Source organism: Parasphingorhabdus sp. JC815 (assembly GCF_040717415.1).
Lineage (GTDB): Bacteria > Pseudomonadota > Alphaproteobacteria > Sphingomonadales > Sphingomonadaceae > Parasphingorhabdus.
Map to the genome: position 1 here is coordinate 235,113 of NZ_JBFEFM010000005.1, position 15,410 is coordinate 250,522.

General features: G+C 51.1%; 12 protein-coding genes and 1 tRNA gene. 4 read left to right on the forward strand and 9 right to left on the reverse strand.

Going from position 1 to position 15,410, the window contains the following annotated elements; all coding sequences use genetic code 11:
• Window positions 1–58 precede the first annotated feature (58 nt).
• Genes AB1K62_RS12665 through AB1K62_RS12675 form a run of 3 tightly spaced genes read right to left on the reverse strand, consistent with a single transcriptional unit; the run spans window position 59 to window position 2,744 of the window.
• A complete protein-coding gene (locus tag AB1K62_RS12665) occupies window positions 59–1,063 on the reverse strand; it encodes a nitronate monooxygenase (protein ID WP_367004027.1) in 1,005 nt (334 codons plus the stop codon).
• Window positions 1,063–1,479 carry a hypothetical protein gene (locus AB1K62_RS12670; protein WP_367004029.1) on the reverse strand — a complete coding sequence of 139 codons (417 nt, stop codon included), beginning with the start codon at window positions 1,477–1,479 and terminating at the stop codon, window positions 1,063–1,065. The genes AB1K62_RS12665 and AB1K62_RS12670 overlap by 1 nt, the downstream gene beginning before the upstream one ends.
• Window positions 1,479–2,744: an aspartate kinase gene (locus tag AB1K62_RS12675; RefSeq protein ID WP_367004030.1), complete on the reverse strand. Its 1,266-nt coding sequence runs from the start codon at window positions 2,742–2,744 to the stop codon at window positions 1,479–1,481. The genes AB1K62_RS12670 and AB1K62_RS12675 overlap by 1 nt, the downstream gene beginning before the upstream one ends.
• 72 nt (window positions 2,745–2,816) lie before the next feature.
• On the opposite strand from AB1K62_RS12675, the gene ubiG reads away from it, so the two are divergent.
• Window positions 2,817–3,590 (forward strand): bifunctional 2-polyprenyl-6-hydroxyphenol methylase/3-demethylubiquinol 3-O-methyltransferase UbiG, encoded by a 774-nt coding sequence (gene ubiG / locus AB1K62_RS12680; RefSeq protein WP_367004032.1) that lies wholly within the window; start codon window positions 2,817–2,819, stop codon window positions 3,588–3,590.
• A 99-nt stretch (window positions 3,591–3,689) separates the two neighbouring features.
• Here the strand turns inward: ubiG and AB1K62_RS12685 are convergent, their stop codons facing one another.
• From AB1K62_RS12685 to AB1K62_RS12700, 4 genes are all read right to left on the reverse strand, one after another.
• On the reverse strand, window positions 3,690–4,361 hold the full coding sequence (locus AB1K62_RS12685) for a glutathione S-transferase family protein (protein WP_367004034.1): 672 nt from the start codon (window positions 4,359–4,361) through the stop codon (window positions 3,690–3,692).
• Window positions 4,362–4,505: 144 nt separating this feature from the next.
• Entirely contained in the window at window positions 4,506–4,841 is a 336-nt protein-coding gene (locus AB1K62_RS12690) for a VOC family protein (protein WP_367004036.1), read from the reverse strand.
• A 165-nt stretch (window positions 4,842–5,006) separates the two neighbouring features.
• The gene (gene gltB, locus AB1K62_RS12695; RefSeq protein WP_367004038.1) at window positions 5,007–9,536 is read right to left on the reverse strand and encodes a glutamate synthase large subunit; all 4,530 of its coding nucleotides are present in this window, start codon (window positions 9,534–9,536) and stop codon (window positions 5,007–5,009) included.
• Between the two features lie 67 nt (window positions 9,537–9,603).
• Window positions 9,604–11,031, reverse strand: a complete 1,428-nt coding sequence (locus AB1K62_RS12700; protein ID WP_367004040.1) for an NAD(P)-dependent oxidoreductase — start codon at window positions 11,029–11,031, stop codon at window positions 9,604–9,606.
• A gap of 356 nt (window positions 11,032–11,387) precedes the next feature.
• Here AB1K62_RS12700 and AB1K62_RS12705 point away from each other — a divergent pair, with 356 nt between their 5' ends.
• Window positions 11,388–12,182 carry an undecaprenyl-diphosphate phosphatase gene (locus tag AB1K62_RS12705; RefSeq protein WP_367004041.1) on the forward strand — a complete coding sequence of 265 codons (795 nt, stop codon included), beginning with the start codon at window positions 11,388–11,390 and terminating at the stop codon, window positions 12,180–12,182.
• A 12-nt stretch (window positions 12,183–12,194) separates the two neighbouring features.
• Here the strand turns inward: AB1K62_RS12705 and AB1K62_RS12710 are convergent, their stop codons facing one another.
• Window positions 12,195–13,142 (reverse strand): complex I NDUFA9 subunit family protein, encoded by a 948-nt coding sequence (locus tag AB1K62_RS12710; protein WP_367004042.1) that lies wholly within the window; start codon window positions 13,140–13,142, stop codon window positions 12,195–12,197.
• Between the two features lie 235 nt (window positions 13,143–13,377).
• Between AB1K62_RS12710 and AB1K62_RS12715 the strand changes: the two genes are divergently transcribed.
• Together AB1K62_RS12715 and AB1K62_RS12720 are read left to right on the forward strand one after the other, a co-directional pair.
• Window positions 13,378–13,464 (forward strand) — tRNA-Leu (locus AB1K62_RS12715).
• A 165-nt stretch (window positions 13,465–13,629) separates the two neighbouring features.
• Window positions 13,630–14,856 (forward strand): integrase arm-type DNA-binding domain-containing protein, encoded by a 1,227-nt coding sequence (locus tag AB1K62_RS12720; RefSeq protein WP_367004043.1) that lies wholly within the window; start codon window positions 13,630–13,632, stop codon window positions 14,854–14,856.
• 355 nt (window positions 14,857–15,211) lie between these two features.
• On the opposite strand, the gene AB1K62_RS12725 is transcribed toward AB1K62_RS12720, so the two are convergent.
• The coding region (locus AB1K62_RS12725; protein ID WP_367004044.1) for a hypothetical protein at window positions 15,212–15,410 on the reverse strand (199 nt) is incomplete at its 5' end.

The window sequence follows — 15,410 nt, forward strand, 5'->3', positions numbered from 1 at the left end:
TGCCCAAACTGTGTTATTTAGGCAAGACAGGTAGTGCGCTGTGAAGTGGAGCCAGAGCTTATCGCGCCAGAGCCGTCTCGGCCTGTTCGATCAAGGATTTGATAATATCCGCGACGCTTTCTTCTGCTTTGACCATGCCCACAGATTGTCCGGCCATAACTGAACCGGTTTCAACATCGCCGTCAATCACAGCCTTTCGCAGCGCCCCCGCCCAGAAATGTTCAATCTGCAATTGCGCTTCGCCCATTTCAATTTCACCGGCATCAAGCAGCTTTGCAACTTCAATCTGTTTGCGGGTAAATTCTTCGGTGCCCTTGTTTTTCAGCGCACGGACCGGAATTACAGGCAAACGGGGATCAACCTGAACACTGGTAATGGCATCACGGGCATTGCCGCGAATAAAAGCCTTTTTGAAATTGGGATGAGCGATGGATTCATGCGCGCAAACAAAGCGGGAACCAAGCTGAACCCCGCTGGCACCCATTTCCAGATAGCTGGCAATGGCTTCGCCCCGGCCAATTCCGCCAGCGACAAAAACCGGAATCTGGTCAGCAATTTCCGGTAGAATCTCTTGTGCAAGAACCGAGGTCGCCACTGGCCCGATATGGCCGCCTGCTTCCATGCCTTCAATAACAATGCCATCAACACCGGACCGGAGAAACTTTTTCGCCAGAGACAGCGCAGGAGCAAAACAGATCACTTTTGCGCCGGTTTCCTTTATCGCTTCAAGGCTGCCTTTGGGCGGCAAACCGCCCGCTAGCACGATATGGCTGACATTATGTTTGCCGCAGACCGCAATCAGCTCCATCAGGTTAGGGTGCATGGTGATCAGGTTGACACCAAATGGTTTGGCCGTGCGTTTCTTTGTCTCGGCAATTTCGGTATCAAGCAGGTCGGGCGTCATTGCACCGCAAGCGATCACACCAAATCCACCTGCATTGGAAATAGCGCTAACGAGATTCCGTTCGGAAACCCAGCTCATCGCACCGCACATAATCGCGGTTTCACTACCCAGCAGATCCGTGCCGCGTTGCATAAGGGATGCAAGTTTAGATTGCGTCATTAAAGTACTTTCACGAGCTTTCGTACATCATTTATAGATGTAAGATTTATAAACCAAATAGCATTAGGTCTTTTGAAGAATGAGCCGATATTTGAATGATAACCGGGATTTCTGCCGGGAGCATTCGCACCGCTTTTAGTGGTTCCTTCAGTACGTATTTGAGGGATAGGTAATTTTGATGTTGTTGGATCAAACGAGTTGATAGGCATCCAGAAGTTTATTGGTTCGCCCAACCTCTCAAAAGCAAGCCTAGGCTCTCCAGCTTTTGTTAATCTCAATATTTTTGTTTTTGGATTTCTTTTCCTTGATTCTAGGATTTTCCACCCCATGAAGCCTTCTTCGGGCAATAGCTGTGTCAAACCTCGTAAAAAGGCTTCTATTTCTATATGTTCTGCATTCGGGACATCGGTTGTCACTAAACCGTTTCCTCTGCGTCCAGCCCGTAAGCTGTGTGCAATACACGCAACGCCAGCTCGGTGTAATCGGCCTCGATCAATACGCTGACTTTGATTTCCGAGGTGGTAATCGCCAATATATTGACGCCGCGTTCGGCCAGTGACTTGAACATTGTCGAAGCAACGCCGGCATGACTTTTCATGCCAACACCCACGACCGAGACTTTTGCTACATTTGTATCGGAAAGTATCCGGTTAAAGCCGATTTTGTCCTTGGCCTCTTCCAACACCTGCATAGTCCGGTCGAGATCGCTGGCCGGTGTAGTGAAGGTCACATCGGTTTCGCCTTTTTCGCGGCCGACATTCTGCACGATCATGTCGACGTTGATAGCTGCCTCGGCCAGAGGTTCGAATATATTCGCCACCGCACCCGGCTTGTCGGGGACGCGGGTCAGGGTAACTTTGCATTCATTCTTGTCATGGGCAATGCCGGTAATCAGCTGACGCTCCATATCATGTTTCTCCATTTCGCTTTCGCTAACGATCATTGTTCCGGGCAGGTCATCGGCACAGGGTGCATCATCGCCGTTAAAGGATGACAAGACCTGAATAGGTACATTTTCCTTCATCGCCAGACCGACCGAGCGCGTCTGCAACACTTTTGCGCCGACACTGGCCAGTTCAAGCATTTCCTCAAAGGTCACGGTTTTCAATTTGCGCGCGCGGGTCACTATACGCGGGTCGGTGGTATATACGCCGTCAACATCGGTATAAATGTCACAGCGATCCGCCTTGACCGCTGCAGCTACGGCGACTGCGCTGGTGTCAGATCCGCCGCGGCCCAGCGTGGTGATCCGCCCGTCCTGGCTTATCCCCTGAAAGCCGGGGATAATTGCAATTTCACCGCTCTTCATGGAAGCCTTCAGATGGTCGGCGTCAATCGCTTCGATCCGTGCTTTGCTATGCGCGTTGACTGTACGGATCGGCATTTGCCAACCTAGCCAGCTTCTTGCCCGGGCGCCAAGTGATTGCAAGGTAATAGCGAGTAGCCCGGATGTCACCTGTTCCCCGCTGGCTACCACAACATCATATTCTGCCGGGTCGTAAAGCGAACTGGCTTCGCGGCAAAAGTTGACCAGCCGGTCAGTGTCCCCTGCCATGGCGGAGACAATGACGGCGACCTCATGCCCCGCATCGGCCTGTCGCTTGACAATTTGCGCGACCCGGCGGATTCGTTCGATGCCTGCCATAGACGTGCCGCCAAATTTCATCACTATTCGTGCCATGATGCCTACTTATGTTTCTTTCTGTTGAAAAAGGGTCTGAACGAGACGCGTGCGCTGTGATAAAGAGAGGTTATGACAAACGCAAGTAGCAGCAAGAGCGAAGTTTCGAGGGTGGTTGCGCCCGAAACCAAAAGCACAATAAATCCCGAGGAAGCGGCACATTTTGGCGCTTTGGCAGCCGATTGGTGGGATCCGGAAGGGGCTTCCGCGATGCTTCACCGGCTAAACCCGGTCCGGCTCGGCTATATTCGCGATGCGATTGATCTGCATTTCGGATCGGATAGCGCCAATCTAAAGCCTCTGGCGGGTAAAAGCGCGCTTGATGTCGGATGCGGAGCAGGGCTCATTTGTGAGCCGCTGGCTCGTATGGGCGCGCGGGTGACAGGACTGGACGCTGCACCGGAAAATATCGCGGCGGCCAAGGCGCATGCCGCGCCGCAGCGGCTGGATATCGCCTATCACCACAACGGGATCGAGACATTCGGAGAAAGCGGCTTTGATTTGGTGACTTCGCTTGAAGTAATCGAGCATGTCGATGATCCTGATGGTTTTGTCACCGGCTTGGCCAATACGCTGGCGGATGACGGCCTGATGATAATCTCCACTCCCAATCGCACCGCCATGTCGAAACTCATGCTAGTTGATCTGGCGGAAATGACAGGGCGGATTCCCAAAGGAACTCACCATCATGACCAGTTTTTTACCCCCGGTGAGATGGAAAAATTATTGGGTGATGCTGGACTGCGCGTGATTGATACGACAGGCCTGTCCTATAGTCCGGCCTATGGATTTTCGCTCTCGGATAATCTCGCACTTAATTATTTGATGACGGTGGTAAAGGTTTAGATACTGCGAATGAGAGACGCTTTAGGTTGTAGTTTGAATCGTGAGGCCTCCGCCTTTGCGGGGATTAACGCTTCGGGATGTTTTGCTTTCCACGGCGCGTCAAAAATCGACTTTCTCATAATGCGGAGGCGGTGTGACCACTTCCATTCGTTCCGATAACAAAGGCCGGAACGAGGGACGCGATTTGAACATGGCATACCAAGCCTTGGTCTGTTCATGGCCCGTCCAGTCAATACCACCAAGATAATCAGCGACCGAAATCTGAGCCGCCGCGGCAAGGTCGGCAAGGCTCATCGTCGCACCGGCCAACCAGCTTCGATGGTCAATCAGATAATCTATATAATCAAGATGCACATTGGCTCGCCGCATTGCCTCGCGAAGAACTTTGGCATCTGGTGGAGCGCGGTGGATGATCCGTTTATGCATACGTTCATAAAGCAATGGCGCTGTTACATCACCGTAGAATTGTTCATCAAACCACACGACAAGCCGGCGTATCTCTGCTCGGTTGATCGCGGTGCCATTGATCATCGGCGTTTTTTCAACCGTTTCTTCAATATACTCGCAGATCGCAGTGCTGTCAGCCAGGATGACGTCCCGCTGATCATGGCGCATGACCGGGGTGCGGCCAGCGGGGTTCATATCCAGAAATTCATCCCGCTGTAACCATGGCGATTCGCGGACCAGCTCATAACCGACCAATTTTTCGCCCAATAACAGACGAACTTTGCGCGAAAACGGGCAAAGAGGGAATTGAAATAACTGCCACATATTGTTGCTGTTAAGCCGGATTGCGTCGTGGGGGAAGGGGCTTGATGCGGGAAATGCGGATTAGGGGACTATAGCCAGTAAGAATAGCAGAACCCAATGCGTTTCCGGTAAAGTAAAGCGCGTTTAATCGCATGGGATATGGCTCTAATCCGTCTGATATATGGCTAGGCGGTTGCCTGCGGGGTCCAGACATTCAAAACGATGGCCGCCGGGATAAGGAAAAACCTCTTTGACGATAGTGCCGCCTGCCGCTTTCACCTGTGCCAAAGCAGCGGCCAGATCATTAGTTTCGAAGGTCGGGAGCGGAGCCAAAGGTTCATTTCCGGCAGCAAGACCAATCTGTACCGGCCCGCCTTCTACTCCGGCATATTCTGGCCCATAATCGGTGAAAGAAAATCCAAAAGCTTTTTCGTAAAAGGCCTTGCTGGCGCCCATGTCGGCGGCTTTCAACTCCATATAATTGGGTATAATTTTGGGCATGTCTCCGGTTCCTTCCTCCGATAGCTCATTTACGGCCAGATTCCTTGCAAATATAGCATGACCGAGTGGCAACAAAAGCGGGATCCGTAGCTATTATCCCCGCTCTTTGTCATTTCCGTCTGAGAAGCGGATATATGCTTGTCGCCGGACTAAATAACCCAGGCGCTATTCCGCCGCTTGTATAGTTTCGTTGTCCGATAGTGGATGCGCCAACCGGCTAGTCATTTCCTTAGGACAGACCTGCCAAAAGCGTTCGCGCCAGCGGTCCCAATCGCGCAATATAGTCTCTGACCATTGGCTATCCGTGGCTTGGTGATGCGCCTTAATCAGCGATTTGAGATGCTGTTCCCAATAGTCGCTTTCCAGTCGCTGCCACATGATAGTTTCGGCATTGGCATGTTTTTCAAAATTCCGGTCAAGATCAAGAATGAAGGCCATGCCGCCGGTCATGCCAGCGCCAAAATTATTGCCGACTGCGCCCAAAATTACTGCATTACCGCCGGTCATATATTCGCAGCCATTGGCCCCGCAGCCTTCGACCACGACATCCGCGCCGGAATTACGGACGGCAAAGCGTTCGCCTGCTTGCCCCGCTGCAAAAAGATGGCCCGCTGTCGCACCGTAAAGCACGGTGTTGCCGATGATCGTATTATGTTTGCTGTCGAGGGGTGAGCTGACCATAGGGCGGACGATTATTGTGCCGCCGGATAAGCCCTTACCGACATAATCATTGGCATCGCCAAAGACTTCCAATGTGATTCCCTGACACAAAAATGCACCAAGTGATTGTCCTGCACTGCCGCGCAAACGCACATGGACATGATCTTCTTTTAACGTGTTCATGCCGTATTTAGCGGTGATTTCTGCCGAAAAGCGCGTGCCAACCGCGCGATGGGTATTGCGTACAGTATAAGTAAGCTGCATTTTTTCGCGCCGTTCAAATACCGGCTTGGCATCAGCAATCATCTGTGCATCAAGGCTGTCGGGCACTTCGTTGCGATGGGTTGGCAGGTTGAATGTACGTTCCGCATCCGGTGCATCAACCTTGGCAAGTATAGGATTAAGGTCAAGATCGTCGAGATGCTCTGCACCGCGGCTAACCTGACGTAGCAACTCCGTCCGTCCAATTATTTCCTCCAGTGAACGGAAGCCAAGACGCGCCAGAATCTCGCGCACTTCTTCGGCCATATAGGTCATCAGGTTGATGACCTTTTCCGGTGTTCCGGTGAATTTTTCGCGCAGTTTTTCATCCTGTACACAGACACCGACCGGACAGGTGTTACTGTGGCACTGGCGCACCATGATACAGCCCATGGCGACAAGGCTTAATGTACCGATACCATATTCTTCCGCGCCCAATATTGCCGCAATGACAATATCACGGCCAGTTTTCAGTCCGCCATCCGTGCGTAGTTTCACGCGGTGACGCAAATTATTGAGCGTCAGCACCTGATTGGCTTCGGTCAGGCCCATTTCCCATGGTGTCCCGGCAAATTTGATTGACGTTTGCGGCGATGCGCCGGTGCCGCCGGTATTGCCGGAAATAAGGATAACATCTGCATGCGCCTTGGCAACGCCTGCTGCGATTGTGCCGATACCGGCGGAGGACACCAGTTTTACACAGACGCGTGCCTTGGGATTAATCTGTTTCAGATCATAAATGAGCTGGGCGAGGTCCTCGATCGAATAGATATCGTGATGCGGCGGCGGGCTGATCAATGTGACCCCCGGCGTGGAATGGCGTAGCTTGGCGATAAATTCGGTAACTTTAAATCCGGGCAATTGTCCACCTTCGCCCGGCTTGGCGCCTTGTGCGACTTTAATCTCAAGCTCTTCACACGCACCGAGATATTCTGCTGTCACGCCAAAGCGGCCTGATGCCACCTGTTTGATCGGACTGGATGCATTGTCGCCATTTTCATAGGGGCTGTAACGGCGTTTTTCCTCGCCACCCTCTCCGGAAACGGATTTTGCACCGATGCGGTTCATCGCGATGGCTAATGTTTCATGCGCTTCGGGACTAAGAGCACCCAGCGACATACCGGGCGTATTAAATCTTTTGCGGATTTCGGTAATTGCCTCGACTTCATCAATCGGAATTGGTTCCGGTGCGTAGTTAAATTCCAGCAAGTCGCGGAGATAGACAGGTTGCAGTTCGCGAACGGCTTGTGAAAATTGCAGATAAGAAGAGTAGCTGTCATGCGCGACTGCGTTTTGCAGCAAATGCATCAGATGCGCGGTATAGGCATGGCTTTCGCCGCCATCGCGCTGTTTATAAAAACCGCCGACCGGCAAACGCACCACTGCCGGTTCGAAGGCGGCTTCATGTTTTTCCTGCGCGTTGATAAACAGGGATGCATAGCCTTCGCCGGAAATTTTCGTCGGCATGCCGGGGAACAGGTCATTACATAATGCCCGCGACAGACCAACGGCTTCAAAATTATAGCCGCCACGATAGCTGGAAATAACAGCAATGCCCATTTTAGACATGATTTTCAGCAGACCTTCGTCCACAGCTTTCTTGTGCCGGGCGATACATTCCTCAAGCGAAAGACCGTCAAAAAGGCCACGCGAATGACGATCGACAATCGCCGCTTCGGAGAGATAGGCATTGACAGTCGTAGCACCGACACCGATCAGCACTGCATAGCAATGGGTATCCAGGCATTCGGCTGCACGGACGTTGACCGACGCATAGGCGCGCAGCCCTTTACGCACCAGATGGGTGTGTACGGCAGCGGTGGCGATGACCATGGAAATGCACATATGATCTTCGTCGATATTCTCGTCTGTCAGGAATATTTCGGTCTTACCCTGACGCACGGCTTGTTCCGCCTCATCGCGGATACGGGCAATTGCATCGCGCAATTCTATCGCGCCGCCCGTGTTGGACATGGTGCAGTCAATCTCGGCCACCGCATTGCCAAAGCCGGCCTTTAAACGCTCCCAATCGGCGCAGCTTAGCACAGGGCTATCAAGCACCAGAACATTTTCATTCTGACTGTCTTTTTCCAATATATTCGCCAGATTGGAAAAACGGGTGCGTAGACTCATGACATGGCGTTCGCGCAGGCTGTCGATCGGTGGATTGGTGACCTGGCTGAAATTCTGCCGGAAAAAATGGCTGACTTGCCGGGGTTTCAGGCTGATCACCGCCAGTGGTGTATCATCGCCCATGGAGCCAATGGCCTCCTTAGCGTCCTCTACCATCGGGGCAAGGATGACCTCCATATCCTCCAGTGTATGTCCGGCTGCTGTTTGACGACGGATCAGTTCCTCTTTCGAGAAGTTCATACCCGCATCCTCCGGAGCAGGCGGCAGATCGTCGATCGTCCGGAAGCCCTTTACAAGGTCAGCATAGGGTTCTTCCGATGCAATCCGGTCTTTGATCAGCTTGTCAGTGAAGACTGCGCCTTCCTGTAAATCAACGGCAATCATCTGTCCGGGCCCAAGGCGGCCCTTTTCGACTATCTGGCTTTCGGGAACGACAACCATGCCGGTTTCCGACCCGATGATCAGCAAATTGTCAGTCGTCTTACTATAACGCAACGGACGCAGTGCATTGCGGTCAACTCCGGCCACTGCCCAGCGGCCATCGGTCATCGCAAGCGCCGCGGGACCGTCCCATGGTTCCATTACGCTGGCCATATATTCATACATGGCTTTATGTGCGGGATCGATATCCGCTTCATTCTGCCACGCTTCGGGAACCAGCATCAGCTTTGCTGTCGGAGCATCACGGCCAGAACGGCAGATAGTTTCAAACACTGCATCAAGCGCGGCGGTATCTGATGCTCCGGCAGGGATCACGGGTTTAATATCCTCGGAATGATCACCAAAGGCGAGGCTCGCCATTTTTATCTCATGGCTTTTCATCCAGTTTTTATTGCCGCGAATTGTATTAACCTCGCCATTATGCGCAAGCATTCGAAACGGTTGGGCCAGCCACCATTGCGGAAATGTGTTGGTAGAATAGCGTTGATGAAATATCGCGACCCGGCTTTCAAACCGTTCGTCGGTCAGATCGGGATAAAATACCGAAAGCGATTCGGCGAGGAACAAGCCTTTATAAATGATTGAGCGGCAAGACAGGCTGCATATATAGAAATCCTGAATCTGTGCCGCGACAGCTTTTTTCTCGATCCGGCGGCGGATAAGGTAAAGGTTCTTTTCAAACTCCTCAACGCTTTGCCGGTCCGGTAGCGGTCCGGCGATCATGATCTGTTCAATTTCAGGGCGGGTGTTTTGTGCTTTTTCGCCAATTACCGACACATCAACAGGAACCTGGCGCCAGCCGTAAATTTTATAGCCGGCCTCGATAATTTCTGCCTCGACAATAGTCCGACAAGTTTCTTGCGCGCTTAAATCTGTGCGGGGCAAAAATATCATGCCCACAGCAAGCCGGTTGGGACGTACTTTGTGACCGCTATCGGCAACCGCATCATCAAAGAAACGCGCAGGCAAATCGACATGAATCCCTGCGCCGTCGCCGGTTATCCCGTCTGCATCCACCGCGCCGCGATGCCAGACCGCTTTCAGCGCATCAATCGCAGATGATACAACGCGCCGTGACGGTTTTCCATCGGTTGCTGCAACCAGGCCGACACCGCAGGCATCGGATTCAAATTCAGGCCGGTACATGCCGGTTTCGGCCAGCCGCTTGTGTTCTTCTGTGGGATAATATAGGGTCATCATGTTTTCATTTCAGTCAATGGTATCATTTGTTTTTAGCCTTGGTCTAAGGCATTAAGGCGGCGTTAGTTCAGGCCGCCTGTTTTTCGGCATTTGCCTTTTCGCGTAAGAATTTGTGCATATGTTCGGTCACATCCCGTCCGTCGCGAATTCCCCAGACGACAAGGCTTGCTCCGCGAACGATATCCCCGGCTGCAAATACTCCATCCAGATTGGTCATCATGGATTTATGATCGACCCGCAATGTGCCCCACCGCGTGACGCTAAGGTCAGGGCTATCGAAAAGATTTGGCAGTTCTTCGGCATCAAAACCCAGCGCTTTTATCACCAGATCGGCTTCCAAAGTAAAATCGCTATCCGGTTGAATTTCCGGAGAGCGGCGACCACTTGCATCAGCAGCACCGAGACGCATTTTCGTTGCTATTACAGCGGTGACGCGTTCTGAACCTTCCACAGCTTTTGGAGCTGATAGCCAGACAAATTCGACTCCTTCTTCCTCGGCATTTTTGACTTCATTTTGTGAACCAGGCATATTCGCGCGATCCCGGCGATAAAGGCATTTAACCGATTTTGCGCCTTGACGAACCGAAGTGCGAACACAATCCATAGCAGTGTCACCACCGCCGATAACGACGACATTCTTGTCTTTTGCATTATACCGGCCATTGTCAAAATCGGGCACATCATCACCAAAGCTTTTGCGATTGGACGCGGTGAGAAAGTCGAGCGCCTCTTCAACACCGGAAGTACCCACTCCAGGCATCAAAATCTCGCGGGGTTTATAAACGCCGGTCGCTATCAATATAGCGTCATGTCTGTTGCGTAGTTCATCGAGAGTTGCGTCACGGCCAACTTCAAAATTCTCGTGGAAATTAATCCCGCCATCTTTCAGCCGCTGTATCCGCCGCATGATAACGGTTTTTTCCAGCTTAAACCCGGGAATGCCATAGGTCAGCAGCCCACCCGCCCGGTCATGCCGGTCGTAAATATGCACGTCATAGCCCGCCACGCGTAGATATTCGCTGGCCGTCAGGCCAGCAGGTCCCGCGCCTATAATGCCAACCGATTGGCCACGTGGTTTTCCGGGAGCAAGCGGCTCAACCCAACCTTTTTCCCATGCGGTATCCGTAATATATTTTTCTACCGCACCAATGGTCACGGCGCCATGGCCGGAAAATTCGATAACGCAATTGCCCTCACATAATCTGTCCTGCGGACAAATACGTCCGCAAATTTCGGGCATAGTCGAGGTCAGGTTGGACATTTCATAGGCTTCACGCACCCGCCCTTCCGCTGTCAGACGTAGCCAGTCGGGAATATGGTTGTGCAGTGGACAATGAATCGAACAATAAGGCACCCCGCATTGCGAACAGCGCGCTGATTGTTCAGCGGCTTTTTCGGGGGCATAGCGGTCGGCTATTTCCCGAAAATCCTCGGCACGTAATGTTGGTTCGCGCTTGTCCGGATACAATTGCCCGGTGTTAACAAATTTCAACATATCTAGTTTTTTTGTGCCTTTTGGCATGTCGGCTACTCGATTCTGAATGTTTTTTAATTATGGCGCGCCATTCTAAAAATGGTTCTGGAATGCCCGGAAAACGGACGTTCGGTAGCACCTTTGAAATGGAACCTTCTGAACAGGTTGCGTATTTATAAGAGAAACACAGGACAGAGTCACGCAAAAATATCAAATAAGGACAATGAAGCTGTCCTATATTATCATTTTTCCTTAAATTACGTGCTCCTATTTCGCTATTCTGTAGAAATATATATCAAACCGGACCTAAAATCATTGACGACAAAAGCAGGTGTGGCTTCTATACGGCGTTTTCGTTTAATTATCGGGATCCCGTCATGACATTTATTCAAATGCTCCTCCTCGCCGTGGTGCAAGGTGTTACTGAATTTTTGCCAATATCTTCCTCTGGCCATCTCATATTGCTACCCGTGTTTACGGGGTTTTCCGATCAAGGGCCGATGATTGACATTGCCGTGCATGTCGGTTCGCTACTCGCCATAATCACATTTTTCTTCAAAGATGTGATCGCACTGGGTCGGGGCGGCTTTGCTACCATTGGTATTGGCAAAGCCGATCAGGAGCGACGGCTCCTCTGGTGGATTATTATTGGAACCATACCAGCTGTAATCGTCGGCCTTTTTCTGAAAACCGGCGGTTATCTGGAAGGCTTCCGTAGCACTACTTTGGTCGGCGTTAATCTCATCGTCTACGGCGTGTTACTGGGCATTGCAGATCGGGTAGGGCGCCAAGTCAAAACTTTTGAAGACATGACGCTTAAAGATGGGCTTATCGTTGGTTTGGCGCAAGCATGTGCGTTAATCCCGGGGACCAGCCGGTCTGGTGTGACAATGACAGCAGCGCGCTTTCTGGGCTATAGCCGCGTGGAATCGGCACGTTTTTCTTTCCTTTTGTCCATCCCTGCTGTTGCAGGGGCAGGGATATTGATCATACCCGATTTAATGGACGCCAGTTCGGAATTACTGAAAGAAGCTGTAATTACGGGAGCGCTGACGTTTATTGCTGCCTTGGCGACGATGACATTCCTGATGCAGTTTTTACGTAAAGCATCAATGATGATATTCGTAATTTATCGTGTTGTACTGGGCGCTGCGCTTTTACTTTGGTTTTAAGAAGCTGACTATCTATCCCGCTTTGGCCCGAGCGCCGAAGCGGCCCTGGCTGATATATTTTTCCAGCCATCCGTGTGCAACGGCGGCTAATGGTGTAGGTGTTACACCAAAAGCCTTTAATCCCGCCTGATTTTCGCTGACGATATTATCTTTCTCTAGCATCTTATACTGATCGGAAGTGATTGGTGCTCCGGGCAGGAACCCTGTACAGCTTGCGATAACTTTCGCTACAAAATCGGGGACTTCGACAAAATCACGTTCCCGATGGATCATTCTTGCGATCTGGCGATTAATGTCTGCCATAGTGAATATTTCTGGTCCGCCCAATTCAAAAACCTGCCCTGCATATTGGGCCGGGTTTTCAAGCGCAGCGGCAACAACTTGTGCCACATCACCCACATAGACTGGTTGAAATTTGGTATTGGCACCAATGACGGGCACGACCGGCATCATTCGGATCATATTTGCAAAACGGTTGATAAACTGATCTTCGCGGCCAAAGACAATCGACGGGCGGAGAATGATAGCGCTAGTAAAAGCGTCAAGCACAGCTTTTTCGCCTTCTTCTTTGCTGCGTCCGTAACGGGATGGTGACTCGGTATCCGCTCCAATGGCAGACATTTGAACTAAGGCTCCGCAACCGGCCTCCGCGGCAGCTTCGGCGACATTTCGGGCACCGGTTACATGTACAGCATCAAAATTACCGTCTAATATACCCACCAGATTAATGACTGCATGACAGCCATGAACAGCCCGAATGACGCTGTCTTTCTTGGTTACATCCGCACTGCAAAACTGTGTCTGGCCCAAATTACCTAATGGTTTGATATGCATCGCATTTGTCGGGTTGCGTTCCGCTATCCGCACACGGGCTCCACGTGACAAAAGCTGCTGAGATATATAGCGGCCCAGAAAACCGCCACCACCAAAAATACAAACCAATTGTCCGTCGAGCGTCATAGTCCAGTGTCCGTTTCTTGTCCGCAAGTTATCCGATGATATTTATGCGCGCTTTTGCCCGACCGGCACGTCGCACGCAATATCCGAATACACTTAATTTAAGGCAAAAGCATATCATATTTGCCTGACAGACGCGCCAACATATATTTGATCGGTAAACTAGGCAGATGAATCATTGACAATATCGCCCCCATGACGCAAATCGCGCGCTGTTACTCCGATGACAAGTCGGCGTGCCCAGATGGCGGAATTGGTAGACGCGCTAGCTTCAGGTGCTAGTATTCGCAAGGATGTGGAGGTTCGAGTCCTCTTCTGGGCACCATTTGTTCTTCCTTTATTCTCTCTAATAGTCTATAAAACCCGCAGAAACGCTAGGTTTCTCGCTTCGGGTTTGTTCCAGCTTGTCCCATCAAATCTGGGGCCTTCTCGGAGATTTTAGGGGCCTTTTTAGGGGCCTTTTTGAAAACCGCATTGGGAAGGACTCGAATTGACTCTAACCAACACGCGCATCCGCTCTCTGCGTCCTCGCGACAAAGCTTACAAAGTCATGGATAAGGACGGATTATTTCTCCAAATTACGCCTTCAGGCGGTAAGCTCTGGCGATTTCGCTACCGATTAAGCGGTATGGAAAAGAAACTGTCAATCGGACGGTATCCTGAAGTCAGCCTTCAACAGGCGCGAGATACCGCAATAGATGCTCGGAGACTTATTTCATCTGGCGGTGACCCTGCTTTCGATAAGAAAAAAGAAAAACTGAAGAATGAGTTTATTGCTGGGCATACTTTCGGCGAAATCGCTTTTGAATATATCGAAAACATCATGGCTCAAAATGGCAGAGCCGAGGCAACAATCATAAAGGCTCAGTATTTTTTGCGCCAGCTAAAGCCTGACATAGGTAAACGGCCGATTGATAAAATCGAGCCTTTCGAAATTCTTGCGATACTAAAGCGCCTCGAAGCGCAGGGTAAGCATGAGACAGCTAAGAAGTGTCGTTCGTTTGCTAGCCGAGTATTCCGGTACGCTGCCGCCACAACGAGGTGCAGCACCGATCCGACGACAATGCTCCAAGGTGCGCTCATCAAGCCTAAACCCAATCATTATGCTGCAATTCTCGATCCTACAAACTTTGGAGAACTACTGCGTGCAATCGATGGTTATGAAGGAAATATGCTCACGCGATTTGCTCTTCTGGTGGCACCTCATGTTTTCGTTCGTCCCGGCGAATTACGGCATGCGGAATGGCATGAAATTAATCTCGGCGAAGCAGTTTGGAAAATTCCGCCTGATAAGATGAAGTCACGCCGAATGCATGCCGTCCCGTTATCACGGCAGGTTGTCGGCTACCTAGAAGAGCTCTCAGCTTCCATCGGAACTGAAGGGTATGTTTTTCCATCAGTCCGCTCGTTCAAAAGACCCATGAGCGAAAATACATTAAATGCGGCCTTTCGCCGGATGGGTTTTGGCAAAGACGAGGTTACAGCACATGGGCTTCGTGCCACAGCCTCCACTTTGTTGAATGAGTGCGGGTTATGGAACCCCGATGCTATTGAACGCTCTCTTGCTCACGGAGACAGCAATGCTGTACGCGGCGTCTATCACCGCGGGCTACATTGGAATGAGCGGGTTGAGATGGCGCAGTGGTGGAGCGACTATCTTGACGATCTAAGAGGAGGTAGCAAAGTGGCACATTTCAAAACTACGCGTAAAAAATAGTGCTAATGCCGTCTCTATTTTTAGTTGGGGAGTCCTGATAATCCGGTTTCTTGGCTGAAGATGCAAGAATTGTCAGGTAGTTCATGCGCCGCTGTTATGGCAGCAGCGCGCCCTTATTTTATCTAAAACTGGAGCGATACGGCGGTTGGGAGAAGGTGCGGGATGCGGGCGGGGGTACTTGCACTCCCGATCAGACGGCTTTGGGGTTCGGCATCGGAATTTTATTATTTCTCTTGAATTTGGCGGTCCTATTTCTGGCGAGACCGCTTTTTCGGAAGTTTGACCTTTGGCTTAGAGGTCTCGCGACCTTAGGAGTCTTTCTGTTTTGGTCTCATCCTACATAACCCCAATCTGTCTATCGATCGCTGAGGGGAAGCAATCCGACTTTCCAGCTTGCCGCTATTTTATCAAAAACCATTTCATTTAGCGCATTCTTACCTGCCGGAGTGGTATCATTCTCCGTTAAAATTGGCTGGAGTATTTTCCCGATCAAGCCTTCGCCAATAGCGGTGATGGCGACTTGATAGACAATTTGCGGGGCAAGTTTCTGGGCC